Genomic DNA, 23,889 nt, shown 5'->3' with positions numbered 1-23,889 from the left:
CATGATACCCTTATCCATGCTTGGGTTCCTTAGATTAGATTTGGACAGGGCTACCTGTACATCTATTCTAAGGAATCTTTATATGTATAGGGGTTACAGAATCATGAATCTTCATAAGGTTTAAAATGTTTAATTTGTCAACGGGTACCCGTTGACAATCCACTAAAAAGTTAATGCAACGCTAGTGGGTCTCACCGACTTAATATGGGCGCGGGGCGCCTTCTTAGTCGCCCGCACCGACTTACCGATGTTATTTGGCCTTTAGGCGGGCCCCGTTAGTCGCTCCCAGCCTACTAATCCGCTGAATTTCGCGTGTTTAGTCGCTCTTGCCGACTTCATATGGGCGCGGGGCGCCTTCTTAGTCGCTCTCGCCGACTTACCGATGGTGTTTGGCCTTCAGACGGGCCCCGTTAGTCGCTCCCAGCCTACTAATCCACTGAATTTCGCGTGTTTAGTCGGTCTCACCGACTTAACCTGGCCGCGGGCCCCCGTCTTAGTCGGTTGCACCGACTTACCGATGTTATTTGGCCTTCAGACGGGCCCCGTTAGTCGCTCCCAGCCTACTAATCCGCTGAATTTCGCGTGTTTAGTCGGTCTCACCGACTTAACCTGGCCGCGGGCCCCCGTCTTAGTCGCTCTCGCCGACTTACCGATGGTGTTTGGCCTTCAGACGGGCCCCGTTAGTCGCTCCCAGCCTACTAATCCACTGAATTTCGCGTGTTTAGTCGGTCTCACCGACTTAACCTGGCCGCGGGCCCCCGTCTTAGTCGGTTGCACCGACTTAATATACCCACGCCATGCGATTAACGAGGCTGAGTTGCCTATCCGACCAAAGTCTGACGTCCGGGCATACCTTTCGACCGACGTGAACTTCGCGCCCGTGTTCTAGAATGGCTTCAGCGAGGTACCTACGAAGGAGGTTCGTTATGGCAACGAACACAAACACATCAATCGAGCCAGCCGTAAATTTACATAGTCCAGCGAGGACGGACGACTCGCGAGCAGCCTCGCCACAAGCAGCCTCCCCACAAGCAGCCTCCCCCGCGGACAACATACTGTCCTCTTCCAAACCTTTCGCACCGGAGGGGGCATCCGCGACTGATTGGGAAGCTGATGCAATGGTTGAGCGAACGGGATCCGCTGCGTCGCCTGGACTCTCGGACTCCCGCGCAGTCCCCGGCTCGCCTGCAAGCCCGCTGGCCCACGCGGCCCCCACAACGCCAAAGCTATGGTCGTCGTCCTTTATTGCCCTGTGGCTGGGGCAGCTCATCTGCTTCACGGGCAACAACGTGTACAGCCTCGCGCTGATGTGGGAGATGAAGTTGTTGACCGGATCGACCGTGATGATGTCAACGGTTTCCATCGCTACTGTTGTCCCCATGATTGTCATCGGCCCCATCGCCGGTACGCTTGTCGATCGGTGGCATAAACGCACAGCGATGGTCCTGTCAGACATCATCCGAGCGATCACGATTGCAGCACTCACGGCACTGCTGGCAACAGGGCACCTCTCCGCGTGGATGCTGATTGCTGGCGCGGTTCTAAACAGCACCGTCGGCACCGTTTACAATCCGGCGAACAGCTCGATGTTGCCGCTTCTCGTTGGCCGCCAAAATCTGCAGAAGACCAATTCCATTTCGCAGGGCACCAACGTGATCACGGGCATGATCGGACCGTTTCTTGGCGGATTTTTAGTGGCACATGTCAGCATGACCGCCGCCTTCCTGGTCAACGCCGCAGCATATCTGGCTTCAGTTCTGAGCCTGTTGTTCGTTCGGCCGCATGAAGATGCGCACGATCACGTTGAACTCAGCACCAAACAGCTTCTGGTGGAGATGAAAGATGGCTTTGATGTCATCCGGAGTATTCCGCTGCTGCGCAAGATGATCCCGGTCGCCCTGATTGCAAACTTCCTTCTCGCCCCCTTTGATCTCATCCTCATTCAATACTGCAGCAACACGCTGCACGGTGGGGCGCAGTTGTTTGGCACGTTGGGATCGTGCTTCAGTGCCGGCATGTTGATTGGCGCCGCGGTTGCAGGACTGGCAACGAAGAAGATCAAGAAGGGCCACTTGATAGGCGTCACATTCGTGTTGTTCGGAGTAATGATGATGCTGATGAGTCAAACTCGGGTAATTTGGGTTGCACTCACGCTGGCGGGTCTGATGGGGCTGTTTAACATGGCCATGAACATCACCTTGATGACGATGATTCAGGTTCAGATACCGCAAGAAAAGATGGGCCGAGTGTTTGGAACGATGGGTACCGTCTTTCAGGGAGCTCAGCCATTTGCTCAGGCTTTTGCAGGTTTCTTGCTCAGTGCCTTCCAAGTTCCTGTGCTGATGCTGACGATTGGGATCCTGGCAACGACGGATGCACTGTACGCTGCAACGAGAAAAGAAGTCCGCCAGTACACCTGACGGATCTGGAGATAGACACCAACTTGCGCCGCACACGCGCGCTTGCTACCGGCCCGGGGTTCACAGAACTACACCGGCACACACGCGTGATGCCGGCCGGGGTGCACAGAACTCGCACCGGCACAGAAGCCCGCTGCCTGCCCAGGGCGCAGGGAACTCTCGTCTGCACAAGACTCCGATGCGCACGCTTGATGCGGCCCACTTCAAATTCCTGCCCTTCGTTCAAACTATTCTGCGATATAATGGGCCCAAAGCACTACTTTTGGCCGAGGTGAGGAAATGAACGATAGGCAACCGATTGACCGAACCGTTAGCACACCAGAATCTAGTGAACCAAGCAAACGAGACAATAGTGACAAGAGTACGTCAGAGACGAACACCGATACCCCCTCCACGCCTCACTGGGTCGATGAACTGAAGCGTGTACTGAGGGCCGATCAGGTCTCGCAGAGCCCATCCGTTCTCGATCAACACAGCCACGACGAATCCTACCACACACCGAGGCGGCCCGATGCTGTCGTGTTTCCCGAGAGCACGGAAGACGTTGTTCACATCATGCAAGTGTCGGCTCAGTTCCGTGTCCCTGTTGTACCGTTTGGTGTCGGAAGCGCACTTGAAGGGCACGTTGTACCTGTCAAAGGCGGAATCACTGTCGACACCTCTCGGATGAATCGGATTCTTGAAGTCCGTCCTGACGACTTTTTGGTCAAGGTCGAACCTGGTGTCACACGCATTGAACTGAACGAAGCCTTGCGGCCGTACGGGCTGTTTTTCCCGGTCGATCCCGGTGCGAATGCCTCCCTCGGCGGCATGGCAGCGACGAATGCAAGCGGCACAACCACCGTCCGCTACGGCGCGATGAAAGACAACGTGAGATCGCTGACGGTTGTGCTGGCAGATGGCTCAGTAATCCAAACTGCCTCTCTGGCTGCCAAGTCGTCGTCGGGGTATAACTTGACGGGTCTGTTCGTCGGATCGGAAGGAACACTGGGTGTCTTCACCGAGATATGGCTCAAAGTTGTTGGTCTCCCCGAGCACATCGTCGGTGCCAGGGCGGTCTTTGAAACGGTGTCCGACGCGGTTCGTGCCTCCACAGCGATGGTCGGTACGGGTCTCCTGGTATCTCGGGTTGAATTGGTATCTGCACTCTACATCGATGTATTCAACCGTCTGGAAGGAACCGATTTCCCTGTTCATCCGACCCTGTTTCTCGAATTCGGCGGAACGCGCGGGGCGGTAGAGTCGAGCGTAGAGATGGCACGGGAGATTGCGGCCGACGAAGGTTGTCAGAGATGGACCGCCGTCGAGGATGCATCGGAACGAACCAGGTTGTGGAAGGTGCGCCACGAAGCAGCACACACATTCATGAAGCAGTTCCCGGGATATGGACATATGGCGACAGACGTCTGTGTGCCGTTGTCGAAACTGCCAGGGGCTATTGCAAATGCAGAGCGCTTACTGGAATCGGAGGGCGTCAGGGGCTCCATGATTGGGCACGTTGGCGATGGCAACTTCCACGTCAGTTTGGCTGTACGACCAGGTGACAAGGGTGACCTCGAACGTGCCAACGCGGTTAACAAGGGGCTCGTTGAATACGCGTTATCAGTTGGGGGAACGTGCACTGGCGAACACGGTGTTGGACTTGGAAAGCGCAAATACCAGGCCTTGGAACATGGCAACGCCCTGAACGTCATGCGCACGATTAAGTCCGCGCTCGATCCCGATGGACGTCTCAACCCAGGGAAGCTCATCGACGCGTGAAGGCTCAGAGATACAGATGTCAAGAATTGGTCAACATAAACCCACGCTTCTAGCGCACACTTTTTGATGCAATTCTCCCAGTCTTATATCTGTGTGCTTCTATGTTGGCATGCTGGTGACGGGAGATCCGATTGGGGTGCCAAAGCGTGGACAACGTTATACGATCCGTTGCCGCCGCACTGACATGCGTCATGTGCGGCTCCTTATCTCCAAACGTAGCTGCTGCTGCAACAAACGACAGCTCTGCCAACAGTGTAGCCCCACCCACGGCACATACACGTCCGCACACGTCAGTGGCCCAACCGAGACCAACTCAGACGAAGGATACGAGTCACACACATTCACCAGTCACGCACAGCCATCCGCATGTCTCAGCCGTCCGTAAGAAGCCACTTCAGGCGAAGTTGCCCATAAACCCTAATGTTCACACGAGTGCAGCCAGCTCGGAATCGGCACCGCTGCTTACCTTTAGCGTCATCAGTGACATTCACCTCCGTGCAGGCGTAAGCGACTGGGGATATGCAATTTGTGATCGAACGGCCGAAAATAAGTTTGCTGGAGCTCTCCACGACCTTTACGCAATCGATGCGCGTACAGATGCCATGGTCATCAATGGCGATCTCACCGTCACTGGCCTGCCATCCGACTATGCTGATATGATCAAGGTGTTTGAGCACAATCCGCACCCCGCGAACACCCTTTTTTCCATCGGTAATCACGAGTTTTACGCTGGGTTTTATGGAAAGAGCGGAAAAAGGAACGTGCGAACTTTTCCTAATGGGGTTACGGAAGAGACATGTGTGAGTCGATTTCTTGCGAACACGAGGATGCCCGCCCTCTATTACGACCGTTGGATCGAAGGGTACCATTTCATTGTGCTCGGGACTGAACAGTCTATCATCACGAATCGAAAAACGGGTGATGGAGCGTATCTGTCGGATCGGCAGTTGAACTGGCTGAAACAGAAACTGGCCGAAAGTCCTGTAAACCATCCCGTGTTTGTATTCCTGCATGAACCAATCCCCGGCAGCGTTGCAGGTACTTTGAAATACGATGTTCGGGATGCCTCTAAGCTCGTCAATGTATTACAGACGCATCCTCAAGTCATCCTCTTCACCGGGCATACGCACAGGACACTGAAATCCCCGCAGGATGACGTTTATCACAACGGTTACACTGAATTCAATGACTCTAGTGTGCGATACCCTGTCATATCACAACAGCGGTGGCTCACTGACAGCGAAGGATTATATGTAAAAGTCTACCGAGACAAAGTCGTTGTGAAATCACGTGATTTTACACATCACGTTTGGATCCATGACTATATCGTACCGGTTTATCCGAACTACCTGCACTTCATGCGCTCTCAACCTTAATGCACCGTCAGCATCAATATGCTCTCAACCTTAATGCCCCGTCAGCATCAATGCGCTGTCGCCTCAATGCGCTCTCAGCCTCCATGCACTGCCCACCTTAATGCACCGTCAGCCTCGGTGCACCGTCGCCTTAATACACTGTCAGCTTTGCAGCATCTGTTACGTACACCACACGCATACAAGTAGACGTCTCCCGCAGGAATCGCGGGAAACGTCTACTGTTACGCGGATTTATCTTTCGACCGGTGTCGCGAAGCGGCCTATCGCCGCAAGTTGGCGCTAAGGCGCAAGAGTGCTCGAATGATGATGAGAACAGCCGCTACATAGTACCAGATGAGAAGTAAAATGTGCGTGCCGTCAATTGCTCGAAGCATGGACAAAATGATAAGAGGGAAGATGTCGAACAGTACAGGTCGTGTGACGGCTTCAGCCATCTCACCGATATCTGCCTTGCGACGCAAGCGGGTTGCCAGGTAGACCACAATCTCGAGTCCAATTGCAACCATCACGACCCACATGGCCACAAGCATTCCTTCATGAGAAGCGATAATTCCGAGCATCCAGATTCACCTCCCGATTCATGATCACAGGGGGTGAACTTTCAAAGCAGCGGCTCAAACGAGGGAAAATTTAGAGCGTTGGAAGACAGACAGCTTTTCCATCTGCCAAACAGCCCACCAGATGTGGATCCGGTGGGCTGTACATTAACTGCAGTTGCAATTCTCGAATTTCGTGTAAGCCGCCCCACCTATGACCCTGTGTAGTCTCAGCATATGTGAGCACCATGTACAAGGTATGGGCAGTGGACAGGGTACGTAAAAACATAGGCTGCAGGCACGGCATTAGACACCACCCGCGTAACCGCGTATCACGCCGCATAAGCGGTGGCCGCCGTATCATGCGGCATTAAGCAGCCTAACGGCGTAACCGCGTATTACGCGGCACTAGAGCGTTGCCTACGGCAACAGCACTCCTTACAGCACTTGCGCTTTGCCGCGGTAGACGAGACCGCGTGCAGCGTCGACGGTGACCCAAGATCCGTTCTCGATAGTCGTCACCGCACCTTGTGCTCCGACAATGACCGGTTTGCCGAGCGTCAGACCGACGACGGCGGCATGTGATGTCAGGCCGCCCTCCTCGGTGATGATGGCTGCGGCCCGTTCCATCGCCGGTACGACGTCTTTATCCGTCGCTAAGGTGACGAGGATGTCACCACTTTGCAATCCGGATGCAATGTCGCTGTTGTCACTGGATACGAATGCACGTCCGCTAACCGCCGTCGATCCGATTCCTGTCCCCGTAACGAGCACGTCGCCGATGGTATGAACCTTCAGGAGGTTCGTCGTTCCACGCTGGCCTACCGGGACGCCGGCAACAATGATAACGAGATCGCCGTGAGAGACAAAACCCGCATCCAACGCACCCTGCACAGCTGTTTCAAGTACTTCATCTGTCGTCTTGACGTCCTGGATTACGACCGGGTACACACCGTAGCTGACGGTGAGTCGCCGGGCGACCTCTGCGCGCGGAGTTGCGGCTACAATCATCGCATGAGGCCGATGCTTGGAAACGACTCGTGCGGAGTGTCCGGATGTCGTTGCGACAACCACCGCGCTCACACCGAGTTCCTCAGACATACTCTGTACAGCATGTCCAATGGCGTCCGTCACATTGCGATCCGCTGAGGTGGTATGCCGGTCGACAACCTCTTTGGTGCTTACAGCGTATTCTGTACGGCTGGCGATCTGTGCCATGGTCTTCACAGCCTCAAGCGGGTAGCGGCCTGCCGCAGTTTCGCCGCTCAGCATAATGGCGTCGGTACCGTCGAGGATTGCGTTGGCCACGTCACTCGCTTCTGCTCGAGTTGGGCGCGGGTTCCGTTGCATGGAGTCGAGCATTTGAGTTGCTGTGATGACCGGCTTGCCAGCCAGGTTGCACATCTGGATCATGCGCTTCTGAGCGAGAGGAACTTCTTCCGTGGGGATCTCGACGCCAAGGTCACCGCGGGCAACCATGATTCCGTCCGATACCTCGACGATCTCGGCCAAACGCTCAATACCTTCCTGCGTCTCAATCTTTGAAATGATGTCAGCTTGGTAGTTGTGTTCTTCCAAAATGCGGCGGACTTCAAGTACATCTGCGGACTTGCGGACGAATGAAGCAGCGATAAAGTCGACTCTCTGCTCGATTCCAAAGCGGATGTCTGCTGCATCTTTCTCCGTAACTCCCGGGATACGCAGGGTTACGCCAGGAACGTTGATACCCTTGCGGTCCTTCAGGACGCCGCCATTTACGACGGTGCAAATGATGTCGTGACCGCGGACTTCGTCTACAACGAGGCCAATCAAACCGTCGTCAATCCGAATTGGAGCACCGGGATAAACGTCTTCCACGAGTCCTTCGTAGGAGATGGAGACGCGTTCCGCAGTGCCGAGTTCCACCGGATCAATGGTGAGTGTGATTTTGTTCCCGTCAATCAGCTCTACTGCCCCACCGGCAATCTTACCCGTACGAATCTTGGGACCCTTAATGTCAAGCATCAGACCGACGTGTTTGCCGACTTCTTCTGCTGCTGCACGAATCCGGCGGATCCGTTCTCCATGTTCCTCATAGTCCCCGTGAGAAAAGTTCAGACGAGCTACGTCCATGCCGGCTCGAATCAGTTCTCGGAGCATCTCCGGGGATTCACTGGCAGGTCCAATTGTGCACACAATTTTCGTTTGTCTTACCATACGTTGTGTCACCTCAAAATCACGACACATCTGCAAGCCAAGTGCATCACCTTTGACGCCGTCCCGCTCAAAAGCGCTTGTGCGCCCGTTGTCCTGGACGTGAGACACTGTGGAATCAACCTGGCTGGCGGAGTTGTCTATAGTTTTAAATCGCAAGTTTAGATGGCGAGCGTTTCAGCGAGATCGTACAGAGACATATCGGGTTCACGCTTCGTGCTGAACACGGTATCGAAGTCGACCGACGTCAGAGCCCCTTGATAGATGGTGGCCATCTTACCGCTTTCGCCGTTCAGCAGCAACTCTACTGCATACGCGCCAAGCTGACTGGCCAACACACGGTCCTTTGCGCTTGGAGCACCGCCGCGCTGGATGTGCCCGAGGACAGTAACGCGAACTTCAAAGCCAGTATGCTCAGCAAGGTACTTCCCAATGTCCATACCACGACCGGCACCTTCCGCCACAAGAATAATGGAATGTTTCTTGCCGCGAGCAACGCCCCGCTCGAGCTTGCGAATGACATCGTCCATGCTGAATGGCCGCTCTGGCACGAGTATCGATTCTGCACCCCCAGCTAACCCGACGTGAAGTGCAATGTCCCCTGCATTTCGCCCCATTACCTCAACCACGTATGTACGCTCATGCGAGGTCGCCGTATCACGAATCTTATCGATGGCTTCAATCGCAGTGTTCACAGCTGTATCAAAACCGATGGTAGCGTCGCAGCAAGCAATGTCGTTGTCAATCGTGCCCGGCAGACCGATCGTCTTTACACCGAGCTTCGACAATGCCTGTGCTCCCCGGAAAGACCCGTCTCCGCCCACGACGACCAATCCGTCAATGCCTGCTTCCTGCAACACCTGAAACCCTTGTTGTTGACCCTCGGGAGTTTTAAATGGTTCACATCGCGCAGTGTACAAAATGGTTCCGCCGCGTTGGATCGTGTCAGCGACAGACCCCAGTGTCATGTCGACAAATTCCCCACTCATCAATCCCGTAAATCCACGACGGATGCCTACCACTTCCACCCCATGATAAATGGCGGTTCTCGTAACTGCCCGAACCGCAGCATTCATTCCGGGTGCGTCACCGCCACTCGTCATGACAGCGATTTTTTGCATCGTCGGTCCCTCCTCGCCCACATGTGTGATGTGACGATTCCACTCCAAGTCTTTACTGTTTGGTCCATTTCCACTCACGGATCTCGAAAGCAATTCCTTCAGCTGCCAACGATTTACGAGGCATGCCATGTTCCGTCCCTGTTGGACAAAAAATGTCCCATCGAAACGAAACGCAGTGTCCACCACGAGGGTGGACACCCGCTTACCGTTCTCTGTAAATCCCCATATCCCTGTATTTATCGTACCTCGCGCGAAGCAGATCGGCAATAGGGAGTTCAGAAAGATCTGCTAATGTTTCCACAAGTTTTGCTCGAACCGCCGCCATCGCTGCTTTTTTATCCTTCTGAGCACCGCCTTGCGGTTCTGGAATCAGGTCGTCTGCGATACCAAGCTCAAGTAAGTCACGTGCGGTGATCCGCATAGATTCGGCCGCCCGGGCAGCCTGAGTACTGTCTTTCCAGAGAATCGCTGCTGCCGATTCTGGTGCAATCACAGAGTACCAGGCGTACTCGAGTGCAAAAATCCTGTCCGTTACGCCAAGCCCAAGGGCACCGCCGCTTCCGCCTTCACCTGTTACTACACAGATAGTCGGGGTCTTCAGACCCGCCATCGCGCGCAGATTCGTTGCAATTGCTTCGCTCTGCCCCCGCTCCTCAGCAGACATGCCGGGGAACGCACCAGCGGTGTCGATAAAGAAAATCACGGGGCGATGGAACTTTTCCGCTTGTTTCATCAAACGAAGTGCCTTGCGATAACCTTCCGGATGAGCGCTGCCGAAGTTGCGGTAGATATTTTCTTTGGTATCGCGTCCTTTTTGATGACCAATGATGGTCACCGGACGTCCATCGAGGATACCCACACCGCCAACGATCGCAGGATCGTCACGGAAATTCCGATCACCATGAAGCTCAACAAACTCTGAGCACAATCCTTCAATGTACTCAAGGGTTGTCGGGCGTCCTGGCTGACGTGCAAGTTGAACACGCTGCCAAGAGGTCAGCCCGCTGTAGACAGTGGAAGTCAGCTCTTCGAGGCGAGATTCAAGGTTTTCCACCTCGCCCGAGAGATCAACACCGCTGTCACTGGTAAAGCGCCGCAGTTCCTCTATTTTTTGTTTGAGTTCCACAATCGGCTTTTCAAAATCAAGATTGCTCGCCACGAGCCAAGCCTCCCAACGAATGAACGCGGAGAATCGTCTCCAGCGTGCTCCTCAGCTGCATGCGGTGCACGACTTTATCCACCATACCGTGTTTCAACATAAACTCAGCAGTCTGAAAATCATCCGGTAACTTTTGGCGGATGGTTTGCTCAATCACACGCCGTCCCGCGAACCCAAACATGGCCCCTGGTTCAGCGAGGATGATATCACCCAGGCTGGCGAAACTAGCACTCACACCGCCTGTGGTGGGATGGGTAACGACAGAAACAAACAGCACTCCTTGTTCATTTAACCGTTCGAGCGCTACGCTCGTCTTTGCCATCTGCATCAAAGACAAAACGCCTTCTTGCATCCTGGCGCCCCCCGAGGCCGTAAACAGCACCAAGGGATATCCGGTGTCCGCCGCCCGTTCCATCGCACGGGTAAGTTTTTCACCGACTGCAGAGCCCATCGAACCCATAATAAACCTTGGGTCCATCACACCGATGACCAGTGGATAACCGCCAATGTTTCCTTCTCCAGTCACAGCCCCTTCGGCAAGCCCAGTCTGGGCTTGTGCCTTGTCCAGCTTTATCTCATAGTCAGGAAAACCCAGTGGGTTTACCGACGAAATCTCCGGATCATATTCGATAAAACTGCCCTCGTCCACCGTGATAGCAATTCTTGTTTGGGCATCGAGGGAGAAATGATAACTGCAGTGCGGACATGTATAGGCATTCTTAGAGAGCTCTTTGTTCATCAATATCGCGCCGCAACCTTCACATTTGTGAACCAGCCCTTTCGGGATCTGATCCGCAACCGGAGTCGTCGTCCCACCCGTTGGTGCGGGACGGGACGACTGCCCGACAGTTGCATAATGGCGCTTTTTTTGAAAAATATCCTTCAGCACCTTGTCACCTCATTATTTTTCGGAGGGTCTCACCATAATAGGCTCAAATGGCGATACCACATCAAGCCCTTTCAGTTCGTCGATCCGCTCCGGGATCAACCGCCCAAAAGGACCTGGCACCGGGTGAAGATCAAGCTGATGGTGCCTACAGCGAAGAATGCAATACGTCGTTCAAAACTTCTTGGACTTCCTCAAGTTCTGCTTCCGGAACCAGTATCTCAAACTGTTGCTTGGATAGGTTCGTCTGCCTGGTTCGAACAAGGAACCCCTCGGATTCCAACCTGTGTCGGATGTGCTCTGCCTGCTTATCCGATTGTGCGATGTATATGACTGTCCACATCGTTCATTCGCTCCTGTAGCGTGCAGGTTGGGGTCTTACATACCATTTGACCATAAACTATCCACACCATACCATAACATGATAAGTTCGACCGCCACAAATCTATGCAGAGTCTACGGAAATTATATCATGTTTTTGGCTCTGTTCAGCCTTGAAGGTTCTCATCGTAGGCCTTGGCACCATGCTCATGAGCAATACGGGCTGCGGCAGCAGCTGCGACGGCTGCAACGAGATCATCAAGAAAAACATGAATCTGATCTTTGCTGTCATTAATCGTTCCGATAATACCAACTTTTACTTTATCCAAGTAGCCGAAGTTCGTCAGTCCAATCGTACCGTACACGTTCGTAATCGAGAGGGCAAGAATCTCGTCGACACCGTACAGTGGTTCATCCCGCTCCATAATCGACTGAAGCGGCTGCGGCAAGGCTTTTTTCTCCGCCAGTTCGTCGAGTGCAATACCCGTATAGAGGGCATGCTGCACCTCGCGCTTCTCAAGCACATGAAGTACACTCTGAAGACACTCATCAAGCCCAAGCTCGGGATGGTACTTTTGTTGCAAGCGAAAGACAATATCGGCGATATGTTGAACGGTAACACCACGCTCATTCAGTTTCTCGATCATCCTATCGACGTGTCTCATCTGTTTCGGGTCCGCAGCAGAATGCAGTGAACCAGTGAATGGAGTGAACCAGTGAATGCAATGAACCATGTCACTGACTGACTTCGCCGCGTAAACCCTAACCTCCTTCACACACGAGTTTCAGAACAGATTGACCAACCGACTGTCCTCACTGCGATCTCGATGTCCGCCGTCGCTCTGGCATCTGCCCAAGCTTGGCATTGCCGATGCCGACGGTTTCCTCCAACAAGCTGATGAGTTCGGGTCGCACAGACACGGACCACTTCTCCTCGAGCACCCTCAGACTTCGGTTGGCCTGATTGTACAATGCTACGCGAATTTCCCCAGGATAGTTCACAAGAATTTGTTTGACTTGCTGTAACTGGTTTTCTGGTCCACGTCGTGCGTCATAACGGATGTAAAGAACATTTTCCTTGGCGCTGCTGTCCTCGGCAAACACAAGGCCAAGCCCCTTGGACTGGCGCCCTTCTTCGGCTGTCTGGTAGGCCTCCTCAAGAATCTGAAGGCGGACCGTTGGGGCTGCGTTCGTCGGAATAAAGTCATCGAGTGCACCTGCTTGCAGCAAAGCCTCGACAGCCCGCCGATTGCAGATGCGGTTGTTTACACGCTGTAAGAAGTCGACCAGGGAATCAAAATCGGATTCCTGACGAGCGGTCAGAATGGCTTCGACAGCTCCTCTGCCAACGTTTTTGACTGACAAGAGTCCTGTCCGAATGTTGCCGTCTGATGTCACTGTAAAATCGGATTGACTGTGTAGGATGCTCGGCGGCAGCACGTCGATCCGGTGTGCTTTCGCATCCCTCGTATAGGTCTTCACCTTGTTTTCGTCGCCTGCGGTCATTGTCAGGAGTGCCGCTGTGAAATGCGCAAAGAAGTTTGCGCGCAGATACGCGGTCCGAAATGCCAAAACAGCGTAGGCCGCTGCGTGACTCAGCGGAAAGCCGTAGTCTGCAAAACGGACAATCAAGTCGTAGACGTGATTCGCTACTTCTTCGTCATACCCTTTGCCAATACAGCCTGTGACGAACCGTTCCCGCTCTTGATCGAGTACTTCGCGCTTCTTTTTCCCAACAGCGCGGCGCAGCAGGTCCGCCTGGCCAAGCGAGAACCCAGCCATCAGGTAGGCAATCTGCATGATTTGCTCCTGATAAACAATCACACCGTAAGTATCCTTCAAAATGGGCGCCAGATCCGCATGCGGGTAATGAATCGGCGTACGCCCGTGCTTGCTGGCGATGAAGGCTGGTATGTTATCCATTGGGCCAGGCCGATACAACGCGTTCACCGCGACGATGTCTTCGAAGTGAGACGGTTTCAGGTCTCTCAATACGCGGCGCATGCCTGCTGATTCGAGCTGGAAGCAACCCTCCGTCTCACCGCGGGAGAGCATCTGAAAGGTCTTCGAATCATCCATCGGGACATTGCGCCAGTCGAGACGCTTACCCGTGTGTGCCTCGATGCTGGCGATGCACCGATCGAGAAATGTAAGGGTACGAAGGCCCAAAAAGTCCATCTTGATAAGCCCGAGTCGCTCGATGACCTCCATCGGGTACTGTGTCACAGGTATCCCATCTCCGCCAGGCTGGACGGGGGACAGGTCTTGAATCGGGATCGGCGAGATCACAACCCCGGCCGCATGCGTTGAAGTATGACGCGGCAGTCCTTCGAGCTGACTCGCTGTCTCCCACAAGGTGCGCGCCTCCGTGGACGACTCAATTTGCGCCTTGAGGCCAGGGACCTCCTCGAGTGCCTTCGCTAAGGTTATGCCTGGCATCGACGGGATTTGACGTGCAAGGCTGTCGACAACTTTTGGCGGTGTCTGAAGCACCCTTCCTGAGTCGCGAAGTGCTGCCCGTGCGGCTAGCGTTCCGAAGGTGCCAATCTGAGCGACGTAATCCCGACCGTAACGCTCGAGGACGTACTGAATGACCTCGCCGCGCCGCTCGTACTCGAAGTCCGTATCGATATCCGGCCAACTCACCCGTTCCGGGTTCAAGAACCGTTCGAAGAGGAGTTTGTATTTCAGCGGATCGACATCTGTAATCCGCAAAGCGTATGCGACGAGCGATCCCGCTGCAGACCCTCTCCCTGGTCCGGTCGAGATCCCGTTTTTATGGGCGTAACGGATGAAGTCCGCAACCACGAGGAAGTAGTCTGAGAACCCCATCTGCTCAATCACAGAGAGTTCGTAGTCAAGGCGCTCACGAACCTCGCCTTCAACTCCACCGTAGCGGCGCCTTACCCCTTCTACAGCGGCACGGCGCAAGACAACCGGGGCAGGCTCACCGTCTTGTGTGGGGTACTTTGGCAGGAGCGGACGCGTCTCTGGCAGTTCGAAGTTGCACCGCTCGGCAATCACAAGCGTATTTTCTGCAGCTTCGGGTAACTTGGAGAATCGATGCAACATCTCTTCTTGAGTGACGAGACCGTAGCGATCCCCTTCGAGTGCCTGTGAGGCCCCCTGGTTGTCCATCTGTGCGAGGATCCGCTGAATGTCAGCATCACGCTCATCCGCATAATGGACATCGTTGGTCGCGACAAGCGGCACATGATGTTCTCTAGCCCAGCGTACAAAAGCCGGCAGTCCCTTGCGTTCGCGGACAAGGCCGTGATCCTGAACATCGGCAAAGAGATGCGTATGCGGCCAGTATTCGAGCCACAGCTTGAGCCACGTTGCGGCTTCATCGGGTGTTCCGCCGGAAAACCGCTGCAATGACAGCGACTCTCCCCCGCCGATGAGTGCAATCAGGCCTGTGGCGTTCGCAGCCAACTCTTCAAATGTCACAGCGGGCTGACGGACTCTCGCCTGAGCCTGACTGACGAGCCGAACAAGACTCTGGTAACCGCGAAAGTCTTCTGCTAAAAACACGGCGGTATCCAGAGCACTTCGGGAAACCAATCCTGGTTGCGGGCTGTCAAGGACAGACGCTTGTCCGACGTGCAACTGCGCACCGATGATCGGCTTGATTCCGGCAGCCTTCGCAGCATTGTAAAACGGGATCGCCCCGTACAAGGCGTTGCTGTCAGTGATGGCGAGACTGGTCATGCCAGATTCCACCGCCAGATGGACGGCATCGGACAGCCGGAGTGTGCTTTCTCGGAGTGAATATTCGGTGTGTACGTGCAGGTGGACAAACTCCGTCAACCCCATCACCTCTCGAGTGTCTGTGTGGTCAGAAGTGCCTTGGCGACTTGGTTGTCACCGGCAAAAACTTCGACGTCTACTTTCGCAAATCGCCGTCCAATATCGATGACGCGCCCTCTTAACTCAATCTCCGAGTCCACCGACACAGGTTTCATAAAGTAGAGTGTTATATTCTCAACAACGACGTCTGCCTTGCGCTGGCGATGGACTGACAACACGGCGCAGTTTTCGATCAAGGTCGTGAGTGCCCCCATCGAGAGCGTTCCCGTGGGTCCAATCATCTGTGCTGTAACCTGTCCTTGCAAGGAAACGCCTTTGTCTTCATTCAGCAATTCATCAAACCCGCGCAGTACGGACCCTTCAATCGTCTCACCAACTTGCGGCTGGCGATCCATCGATTGCAAGGCCCGAATTACGTCCTGCCGGCTGATGGCCCCGACTAACTTCCGTCCCTGTACGACAGGCATCATCTCGACGCCTTCCCAAACCATCTGGTGTGCGGCGGAAGCAATGGGCGTCTTCAGTGTCACGACAAAAGGTTGGCGTGTCATGTGTTGGTCAACCGGATCGGACTCACTTGCATCTGTCACGTCTTTTGCCGTAATGATGCCAACAAGCCGCCCGTCTTCGTCGATCACAGGGAATTTGCCATGACCAGTGCGCTCGACAAGTTGGCGGTATTCGCGGACGGTGGCGCCCTTGGTAAGGGTCGTTAATTCATCCTGAGGCAGGATGTCTTCGACGAGCAGAATGTCTTTTTTGATCAGCCGATCATATATGGCGCGGTTAATCATCGCTGCCGTGGTGAACGTGTCGTAGCTGCATGAGATGATGGGCAACTGTAACCGATCCGCGAGGTCCTGCACATCTTCCGTCACAGTAAAGCCACCCGTGATGAGCACAGCTGCCCCGTGTTCCAGCGCGATCCGCTGAATCTGCTGCCGATTCCCGACAATCATCAGGCTGTCTGGCTCAATGTACCGGACTGCGGCCTCCATCTGCATGGCGCCGATGACAAACTTCTGGAGTGTCTTGTGCAGCCCTGCGCGTCCGCCAAGGACGGTCCCGTCCACAATGTTCACCACTTCGGCGTAGGTGAGCCGCTCAATGTGCTTCTTTTCTTTGCGCTCGATGCGGATGGTACCAACCCGGTCCATCGAACTGACCAGTCCCTGCGTCTCGGCGTCCTTAATGGCACGGTACGCTGTTCCTTCACTGACCGTCATCGCCTTAGCAATACTGCGAACGCTAATGCGCGCGCCAATCGGCAGTGTTTCAATGTATTCAACAATCTGTTCATGTTTTGTACTCATCGAAGATCCACGCACCCTGTCTTATCTCGCGTCATATAGGCTACACCCTGTGCCATTTCATGCTTCGCCCCTATTATACACTGCTTCTGCTACACCGCTTCGCTGCTCTGATTCTGCTACACTGCTTCTGCTACTCTGATTCTGCTACTCTGATTCTGCTGCTTTGATTCTGCTGTTTTGATTCGAGTTTTTCTGCGGCTGCAGATGCACCCCTGTTTTCTGTGGGCTGATATTTTCTGTACACTAAAGAAAGGTATGATACGGAACGGATCGAAGAAAGGAGAAGTTCGCATGCCCTCTTTTGACAGTAATCAACTCAATATTAACTACTTTCTGAGGACGTCGCGTCACCCTGTCCTGAACGTCGGTGTACGCATCATCGTCCTGTTGTTTGCGTGCGTACTCAGTGCGGTTGCCATTAATAGCTTTCTCGTCCCTGCGCGCATCCTCGCTGGAGGAGTCACAGGTATTGCTCAGATCATCCATCATTTTTGGTCACTACCTATTGGCACCATGTACTTCATTTTCAACATTCCTTTGTTTATCCTCGGGTTCCGCTACTTAGGTAAGCAGTTCATCTTCTTAACTGGTGTCGGAATTGTCGGGTTTTCTGTGTTTACCGACACGATACATCCGCACTTCAACTTGCCCGTGCAGGATCCGCTTCTGATGAGTCTCTACGGTGGCGTCCTCGGAGGTGTTGCCTCAGGGCTTGTTTTCCGTGTTGGTGGATCGACCGGCGGGACCGATATCCTGAGTCTGGTTTTCAATCGGATCACCGGGCGAAGTGTAGGATCACTCTCATTTGGCATGAACGTGATTATTGTCATATTATCGATGACCGTGTTCGGAATCCCTGCCGGGCTGTACACTCTAGTATCCATGTTTGCCACGTCGAGAGTCGTTAACGCATTGCTGAACTACCAAAACCGCAAGACTGCGCTCATTGTCAGTGTCAAAGCAACTGAGATTGGCGAAGCAATTGGTCAGCAACTCGGTCGCGGCAGCACCCTCTTACAGGCATCAGGTGCATACAGTAAAGCGAATACCAATCTTCTGATTTGCGCACTCACCCACCTTGAACTGACGGAACTGCGTCAGTTGTGTACAGCTATCGATCCGAACGTGTTTGTGACCGTGCTCCCTACCACTGAAGTATACGGGCGGTTCCGCCATGTACCTGACTAAGGTAGTTTCGCGTTTCACTGAGATTGAGTCTGTTGGGGAACGGACTGGCGGCTTAGTTTGAGTGGTGAGTGAACCTGAGTGAACGCGGCGATTTCAGGTGGGTGAACCTGTCTGTCGATGGCAGAGCGCATCGGAACAGCCGGTGCAAAGCATCTCAGACAACCGCCATCTAAAGACCCTCTGGGAATCTCGTATCAAAGCCTCGTAAATGCTATTCAATTAGTATAAAGCTTCTCTATGTTGTCCATACCGAGAATACGTAGGGTGTGGTACGTGCGCGTGATGACTGCAGAGATTCACACCCCCGATTCGATTAGGGAGGCGAAATGCGGTGAAATACGTTCCATCCACCGTAGTCCTGGCTGTCTTATTACTTATCTTTGCTTCGTGGCCGAGTATCGAAACCTGGTCTGACCTGACTCCAATTCACCACTTCTGGGTCCATTCATTGTACCTGCTCTCAGGTGGTTTGTTTGGCGCGCAAACGTCACATTGGGTTACGAACCAAGCGAATTTGCCAACACATGAAGAGAGGGGGGTCAGTTCGTGAAGCGATCCATCGGCTATGCGACTGTCCTCGCTTACGTAGGGGCGATTCTAATTGTCGGTGCGTACTATCCAGGAATGGACGCACATTTAGACGGAGTCCGGGCATTCCACGCTATCTGGCATCTTATGATTTTTGTTGGGGCTGCGCTGCTGATTTACGGCCTTGAAACGCTACGCACGTATGCAAAGCGTCATCGTCGAATGACGATGTGAATGCCACGTATCGCCTATCAATATGTTTAAAGGAAAGGCGCCTGACTCTGTCAGGCGCCTTCCGCTTTGTTCTGCATTTATATTCTGGTCTTTGAAACCCAGCATTCTTCCAGACCTTATAGAAACCAGGGCGACAGTGGAACTCAGTTCCTTTACCACGGCGGAAGCGGCAGCCCTTCTCGTTTTAGCGGAACTCAGTTCCTTTACCACGGCGGAAGTCGCAGCCCTTCTCGTTTTAGCGGAACTCAGTTCCTTTACCACGGCGGAAGTCGCAGCCCTTCTCGTTTTAGCGGAACTCAGTTCCTTTACCACGGCGGAAGCGGCAGACCTTTTCGTTTTAGCGGAACTCAGTTCCTTTACCACGGCGGAAGTCGCAGCCCTTCTCGTTTTAGCGGAACTCAGTTCCTTTACCCACGGCGGAAGCGGCAGCCCTTCTCGTTTTAGCGGAACGCAGTTCCTTTACCACGGCCGAAGCTGCGGCCGAAGCCGCAACGGAAGCCACAGCTCCGCTCGGCTCGCCCCCATGATCAGAGAGCCTGTCCAGAAAAGCCGAACTGGCTGCCCCAGTGCACCCAGTCTAAAGTGCAAAAAAAAAACCCGCCCAAAGGCAGGTTTGCGTGAAAAGACGCGAATAGGGGTAAGTACAGTGTAGCTCCACTACACAGAAGCTAGTATATAATCCTCTTCATCAAGTGCCTATAGGACTAAAGTCCCATCTTTGCAGACATTATGTCACCTTGTGCCGTTTTATGTCTGCGTACAGGCCTTGCCAATTCATCTCGGGAATAGGTCCGACGACAAGTAGCGTTCCCCTGAATCTGGAGCCATGCAGAGTACGCGCGCGTCGGACGGAAGTTGCTTGGCGATCTCCACCCCGAAGTGTACCGAAGCGGCACCTGATGGTCCAAGAAGAATGCCTTCCTCCGCCGCTAGGCGCCGTGCCATGGTCTCCGCATCCTGATCCTGAATGTGAAGCAACTCGTCATAAACGCCCCGATTCAACACACTTGGCACAAATCCAGGCCCCGTCCCCGGGATCTTGTGCGGACCTGGCTCTCCCCCCGCCAGTACAGGGGAACCTGCTGGCTCAACCACATAGATTTTGACTCCTGGGATCCGTTCCTTTAAGACCTCGCCAGTTCCCGTCACCGTTCCACCGGTCCCTGCGGTCAACACAAACGCATCAAGTTTGCCGTCAAACGCCTCGATGATTTCGATCGCGGTTGTCCCCCGATGCGCTCCCGGGTTTGCAGGGTTTTCGAACTGCATTGGAATAAAACTGTCCGGAATATCCGCTGCCAAGCGATTGGCTTCTTCAATCGCACCTGTCATCCGTGCTGCCGAAGGTGTCAAATGGACTTCGGCACCGTATGCTTTTAATACCTTCACGCGTTCTTCTGTGGCATTGTCTGGCATTGTGATGATGCAGCGATACCCGCGAGCCGCGCACACCATCGCAAGCCCAATACCGGTGTTTCCTGAAGTCGGTTCGACAACCGTACTTTTGCCGGGCACAAGCAGGCCCCGCTTTTCGGCGTCCTGAATCATGTTTAGCGCCGGTCGATCCTTAACACTCCCACCCGGGTTGTGGGATTCCAGCTTCACATACACTTTTGCTCCGCTCGGGTCCGGGATCCGATTCAATCTCACAATCGGCGTATTTCCTATCAAATCCAGAATTGAGTCAACAGGTTTCATTTCGCTTCTTCCCTTCTACACCATATTTCAGACAGTACCGTCACAGAAATCGCCATCAACGACCGAGATTTCGCAGATAGTCCTGAGCTGCCTGTGTAAACACCTGACCCGCTACCGGGATCATCGCATCATCCACATCAAATTGCGGGTGATGCCAGCCGTATGACGTGCCATCGGATCGGCCCGTGCCTACCCAAAAGAAGCAGCCCGGCACCTTGCGGCCATACAGCGAGAAGTCCTCACCGCCGAGACTCGGTTCAGCTTCTACAACCCTGTCCGATCCGACGACCTCTCTGGCTGCTTCCCGCACCAAGTCGGTTACGTGGGGATCATTCACGACACCTGGCAGAACATGCTCAAACTCAATCTCTGCAACAGCTCCGTACGCCTCGGCTGAATCTGTTACAAATTTACGCAATCTGTCTTCGGCTGCCTGCCTCGTATGTGTGCCTAGACACCGGATAGTCCCCTCAAGCACAGCTTCGGATGGAATGATATTGTTTGCTGTTCCCGCATGAAACGTCCCAATGGTAACAACGACGGAATCCAGCGGCGAAACCGTCCGGCTGACAATGTGTTGTAAGCCGCCGACGATGTTTGAGCCAACGACAATCGGATCGACCGTGCGATCCGGTATAGCAGCATGCCCGCCAACCCCGCGAATCACAATCTTGAACTCATCGACGCTGGCCATCAGGGCTCCTGATCGAACGCCAATGTACCCTGTTTCCAATAACGGGTTGTTGTGTGCCCCAATGATAGCACCGACGTTGTAATCTTCAAAAACACCACAGTCGACAATACTGTCGGCGCCGTTTCCAGCCTCCTCGGCAGGTTGGAAAACGAACACGACCGTGCCGGCGAATGACGTTTCGCCTTCCGCCAGGGCCTTGGTCTGCAACAATGCAGACATCACGGAAGCGGTGTGAAAGTCATGACCGCACGCATGCATACACCCTGGGATAGTGGATCTATAGGGCAGCCCGGTTTGCTCCTCAATCGGCAGCGCATCGATGTCGGCACGCACAGCAATGGCTCCGCCGGGGTGTTTGCCGTGAATTGCAGCCAACACCCCGGTCTTCAACGGGTAGTTTAGCGGCTCAACACCATGTGCTTGAAGAAACGTTGCGATCCGCCTCGTGGTTTCAAACTCCTGCAGACTGAGTTCGGGATGTCTGTGCAGATCCCTTCTAAACTCAATAAGCGCTTTGGTCACCTCGTCGCTGTATGCCATCGTTCCAGGTGCTGTAGTACTCATTTCACAATTCACCGCTCTCTCCATGCCATATGTCCTATTTTTTGTCGTACTGGGTTGTGCCGTTTGTTCTGGGTTGTGCTCTCTGTACTAGGTTGTGCTGTTTGTTGTGGTTGTGACCTTTCGTTCGGGTTGTCCCATCTCGGTTTCGCATTTGTGGTGCTGCAAATATGGTTATGTGTACAGAAGAACCAATTGTCCTTCGGCCGGAGTATGTGAGCCGTTTCTATATTCGTGCACCATGTCTCCAGGAAAACTCAGGGTGTCACCCGCAGACAAGTGATGCACCACATTCGCGACGAAAATTTCCATCGTCCCTGAAAAGACCGTCAGAGATTCTACAACACCCCTGGCATGTGGTTCGGAAGACCGATGACACCCAGGCATCAGGCGCATCCGGAATACCTCAACATTCCCACCTGCCGATGTAAAGGTGTTGTACACTTGATAACGGTCTTCATCGTCGAAAAATGCAGCCTGCTCTTCTGCACGGATGACCTTGATCTGAGACTCCTCCACAATGAATGCCGTGAACGGAACCCCTAGCCCGGATGCAATTTTCCACAACGTTGCCACTGTAGGATTGGACACACCACGTTCAATCTGTCCGAGCATCGGTTTACTGACACCGGTCACAGCTGCCATGGTATCAAGCGACATACCCCGCTCTCGCCGCAGAGCATGGAGCCTTTCACCAATCAGTGCAGAAATTTCGCTCTTGTCCACCGCGTAACCTCCTGTGCAGATGTCGACAGATCTGTGCAGATGTCGCCGGATGCGATAATATACATATTGTATGTTATAACACTTACCAATACGATAGAAGGGGCGTTTTCCTTGCGGTTGCCGTTTTCCATTTCTTCCGTCAGATTACCACGGGAACAACCGACGCGAAATGACTTCACCACAGCACTCACCAAATCTGCGCCCTTGTCCGTCAGCGTGTTCACTTACGGATTGGCGTATGGTGCATTGGCACATTCTACAAACCACTTGGGGCTTGTCCAGTCTTTAGCAATGTCCGTGTTTGTTTTCGCTGGAGCATCGCAGTTTACGATACTCGCTCTACTGAAACAAGGTACAGCCTTTTGGGCGATCGTCAGCAGTGTGTTCCTGCTCAATTCCCGACAGATTCTTTACGGCTTGTCACTCGGCCAGTATCTAACAAAGGTAAAACACGGCGCGCTGCCCTTTTTGTCACATGGACTCACTGACGAAAGTTACAGCGTTTCGATACTAACGGCCAAAGAACAAGAGCTTTCCAGCTCTTTTTTCGCTGGAGCCGGAACAGCCATATTTGTACCCTGGTTGATTAGTTCAGCGCTGGGTTATTTGATTGGAAGTATGATTGCCGATCCGGCCAAATTCGGCCTCGACTTCGCCTACACTGCGGCATTTATGGGGCTGCTCGGCGCGCAAATCACTTCTTCCATGCGCCTTTTGACTGTCGCGCTGGCGGGCCTTGCGGCAGCTGCAGCAGCACATTGGTATGGAACATCAGGCGCCGTCTTTGCAGGAGCTGTCGTGAGCTTTATGGTGGGAGTGATGGAAAAATGAATAGCGTAGCATATGTATGGTTGATTGCAGCCTGCGGTATAGCCACATACCTCACACGTCTTCCCGGGCTATGGTTAGGTCGTGTCCTTCGTGTGAGGCCCCGCTTAAAACGCGGTCTTGACAGCATTCCCGTAGGAGTCTTTGCTGCAATGGTTGTCCCATCGCTCGTCAACGGTGTCGCCAAGGGAGGCCACATAAACATCCCGTTCGCACTCGCAGCTCTCGTGAGTGCCGTCGTTGCACTATGGACGAAACATCCCCTATGGACCATGATAAGCGGGGTTGTCTCGATCGCACTGTTGCGTCTGCTATAGTCTGCTATAGTCTGCTATAGTCTGCTACAGACTGCTACAGACTGCTAAAGTCGGTACGGTGCGTGTTTCGGCACACAAAGCCCCGATTTGGCAAATTAGGGGGGCGTGGTCTGCGACTTCGCGGCCCGAGGTCCATCTCAATCACTTTTAGCCTTGCACTCGTACCATGGCAGTCTCGAAGAGAGCCTCATGTTATTAGCAGAAGTATATAACCCGCTG

22 protein-coding genes are annotated in these 23,889 nt (G+C 53.8%); 9 read left to right on the top strand and 13 right to left on the bottom strand.

The annotated features are described in order from the left end of the window. Nucleotides 1-781: 781 nt before the first annotated feature. Entirely contained in the window at nucleotides 782-1,381 is a 600-nt protein-coding gene (locus AN477_RS25585) for a hypothetical protein (RefSeq protein ID WP_245631932.1), read from the bottom strand. On the opposite strand from AN477_RS25585, the gene AN477_RS22145 reads away from it, so the two are divergent. From AN477_RS22145 to AN477_RS22135, 3 genes are all read left to right on the top strand, one after another. Then, a complete protein-coding gene (locus AN477_RS22145; protein WP_245631931.1) occupies nucleotides 1,290-2,420 on the top strand; it encodes an MFS transporter in 1,131 nt (376 codons plus the stop codon). The genes AN477_RS25585 and AN477_RS22145 overlap by 92 nt on opposite strands. A gap of 279 nt (nucleotides 2,421-2,699) precedes the next feature. Further along, the gene (locus tag AN477_RS22140) at nucleotides 2,700-4,181 is read left to right on the top strand and encodes an FAD-binding oxidoreductase (RefSeq protein ID WP_083486569.1); all 1,482 of its coding nucleotides are present in this window, start codon (nucleotides 2,700-2,702) and stop codon (nucleotides 4,179-4,181) included. A gap of 146 nt (nucleotides 4,182-4,327) precedes the next feature. Next, nucleotides 4,328-5,557 (top strand): metallophosphoesterase family protein, encoded by a 1,230-nt coding sequence (locus tag AN477_RS22135; protein WP_054971356.1) that lies wholly within the window; start codon nucleotides 4,328-4,330, stop codon nucleotides 5,555-5,557. Nucleotides 5,558-5,817: 260 nt separating this feature from the next. Here AN477_RS22135 and AN477_RS22130 read toward each other — a convergent pair whose 3' ends face one another. The 9 genes from AN477_RS22130 to AN477_RS22090 form a co-directional block, all read right to left on the bottom strand. Beyond that, nucleotides 5,818-6,117 carry a hypothetical protein gene (locus AN477_RS22130; RefSeq protein ID WP_054971355.1) on the bottom strand — a complete coding sequence of 100 codons (300 nt, stop codon included), beginning with the start codon at nucleotides 6,115-6,117 and terminating at the stop codon, nucleotides 5,818-5,820. Nucleotides 6,118-6,531: 414 nt separating this feature from the next. Further along, entirely contained in the window at nucleotides 6,532-8,289 is a 1,758-nt protein-coding gene (pyk, locus tag AN477_RS22125; protein WP_054971364.1) for a pyruvate kinase, read from the bottom strand. Nucleotides 8,290-8,447: 158 nt separating this feature from the next. Next, nucleotides 8,448-9,407: a 6-phosphofructokinase gene (gene pfkA / locus AN477_RS22120; protein WP_054971363.1), complete on the bottom strand. Its 960-nt coding sequence runs from the start codon at nucleotides 9,405-9,407 to the stop codon at nucleotides 8,448-8,450. Nucleotides 9,408-9,609: 202 nt separating this feature from the next. Next, nucleotides 9,610-10,566 carry an acetyl-CoA carboxylase carboxyltransferase subunit alpha gene (locus tag AN477_RS22115; RefSeq protein ID WP_054971354.1) on the bottom strand — a complete coding sequence of 319 codons (957 nt, stop codon included), beginning with the start codon at nucleotides 10,564-10,566 and terminating at the stop codon, nucleotides 9,610-9,612. Then, complete coding sequence (gene accD / locus AN477_RS22110) at nucleotides 10,550-11,455, bottom strand: acetyl-CoA carboxylase, carboxyltransferase subunit beta (protein ID WP_054971353.1); 906 nt, start codon at nucleotides 11,453-11,455, stop codon at nucleotides 10,550-10,552. The genes AN477_RS22115 and accD overlap by 17 nt, the downstream gene beginning before the upstream one ends. A 145-nt stretch (nucleotides 11,456-11,600) precedes the next feature. After that, nucleotides 11,601-11,795, bottom strand: a complete 195-nt coding sequence (locus tag AN477_RS22105; RefSeq protein ID WP_054971352.1) for a hypothetical protein — start codon at nucleotides 11,793-11,795, stop codon at nucleotides 11,601-11,603. 145 nt (nucleotides 11,796-11,940) lie between these two features. Next, on the bottom strand, nucleotides 11,941-12,420 hold the full coding sequence (locus tag AN477_RS22100; protein ID WP_245631930.1) for a phosphatidylglycerophosphatase A family protein: 480 nt from the start codon (nucleotides 12,418-12,420) through the stop codon (nucleotides 11,941-11,943). 166 nt (nucleotides 12,421-12,586) lie between these two features. Continuing rightward, the gene (dnaE, locus tag AN477_RS22095) at nucleotides 12,587-15,583 is read right to left on the bottom strand and encodes a DNA polymerase III subunit alpha (protein WP_245631929.1); all 2,997 of its coding nucleotides are present in this window, start codon (nucleotides 15,581-15,583) and stop codon (nucleotides 12,587-12,589) included. A 5-nt stretch (nucleotides 15,584-15,588) separates the two neighbouring features. Continuing rightward, the gene (locus AN477_RS22090) at nucleotides 15,589-16,896 is read right to left on the bottom strand and encodes a DRTGG domain-containing protein (protein ID WP_054971350.1); all 1,308 of its coding nucleotides are present in this window, start codon (nucleotides 16,894-16,896) and stop codon (nucleotides 15,589-15,591) included. A gap of 291 nt (nucleotides 16,897-17,187) precedes the next feature. Between AN477_RS22090 and AN477_RS22085 the strand changes: the two genes are divergently transcribed. The 4 genes from AN477_RS22085 to AN477_RS22070 all read left to right on the top strand — a co-directional run bounded on the left by AN477_RS22085 (nucleotide 17,188) and on the right by AN477_RS22070 (nucleotide 19,498). Then, on the top strand, nucleotides 17,188-18,084 hold the full coding sequence (locus AN477_RS22085) for a YitT family protein (protein WP_054971349.1): 897 nt from the start codon (nucleotides 17,188-17,190) through the stop codon (nucleotides 18,082-18,084). A gap of 331 nt (nucleotides 18,085-18,415) precedes the next feature. After that, complete coding sequence (locus tag AN477_RS22080) at nucleotides 18,416-18,634, top strand: hypothetical protein (RefSeq protein ID WP_054971348.1); 219 nt, start codon at nucleotides 18,416-18,418, stop codon at nucleotides 18,632-18,634. Then, nucleotides 18,631-18,846, top strand: coding sequence for a hypothetical protein (locus tag AN477_RS22075; protein WP_054971347.1), 216 nt, complete (start codon nucleotides 18,631-18,633; stop codon nucleotides 18,844-18,846). The genes AN477_RS22080 and AN477_RS22075 overlap by 4 nt, the downstream gene beginning before the upstream one ends. Before the next feature lie 136 nt (nucleotides 18,847-18,982). Further along, a complete protein-coding gene (locus tag AN477_RS22070; protein WP_157062122.1) occupies nucleotides 18,983-19,498 on the top strand; it encodes a hypothetical protein in 516 nt (171 codons plus the stop codon). Between the two features lie 122 nt (nucleotides 19,499-19,620). On the opposite strand, the gene cysK is transcribed toward AN477_RS22070, so the two are convergent. The 3 genes from cysK to AN477_RS22055 form a co-directional block, all read right to left on the bottom strand. Further along, nucleotides 19,621-20,544, bottom strand: coding sequence for a cysteine synthase A (gene cysK / locus AN477_RS22065; protein WP_054971345.1), 924 nt, complete (start codon nucleotides 20,542-20,544; stop codon nucleotides 19,621-19,623). A gap of 55 nt (nucleotides 20,545-20,599) precedes the next feature. Further along, on the bottom strand, nucleotides 20,600-21,802 hold the full coding sequence (locus tag AN477_RS22060) for a M20 metallopeptidase family protein (protein ID WP_054971344.1): 1,203 nt from the start codon (nucleotides 21,800-21,802) through the stop codon (nucleotides 20,600-20,602). Between the two features lie 171 nt (nucleotides 21,803-21,973). Beyond that, nucleotides 21,974-22,525 (bottom strand): helix-turn-helix domain-containing protein, encoded by a 552-nt coding sequence (locus tag AN477_RS22055; protein WP_054971343.1) that lies wholly within the window; start codon nucleotides 22,523-22,525, stop codon nucleotides 21,974-21,976. 111 nt (nucleotides 22,526-22,636) lie between these two features. Here AN477_RS22055 and AN477_RS22050 point away from each other — a divergent pair, with 111 nt between their 5' ends. Then, nucleotides 22,637-23,356, top strand: a complete 720-nt coding sequence (locus AN477_RS22050; RefSeq protein ID WP_245631928.1) for an AzlC family ABC transporter permease — start codon at nucleotides 22,637-22,639, stop codon at nucleotides 23,354-23,356. Further along, a complete protein-coding gene (locus AN477_RS22045; RefSeq protein ID WP_054971342.1) occupies nucleotides 23,353-23,670 on the top strand; it encodes an AzlD domain-containing protein in 318 nt (105 codons plus the stop codon). Before AN477_RS22050 ends, AN477_RS22045 begins: the two co-directional genes overlap by 4 nt. Nucleotides 23,671-23,889: the final 219 nt, after the last annotated feature.

Origin of the sequence: Paenalicyclobacillus ferrooxydans, from assembly GCF_001399675.1 — a bacterium.
GTDB classification, from domain to species: Bacteria; Bacillota; Bacilli; order Alicyclobacillales; family Alicyclobacillaceae; genus Alicyclobacillus_B; species Alicyclobacillus_B ferrooxydans.
Note: the sequence above shows the minus strand (reverse complement) of the source record. Positions and strands in the feature narration are given on the sequence as shown.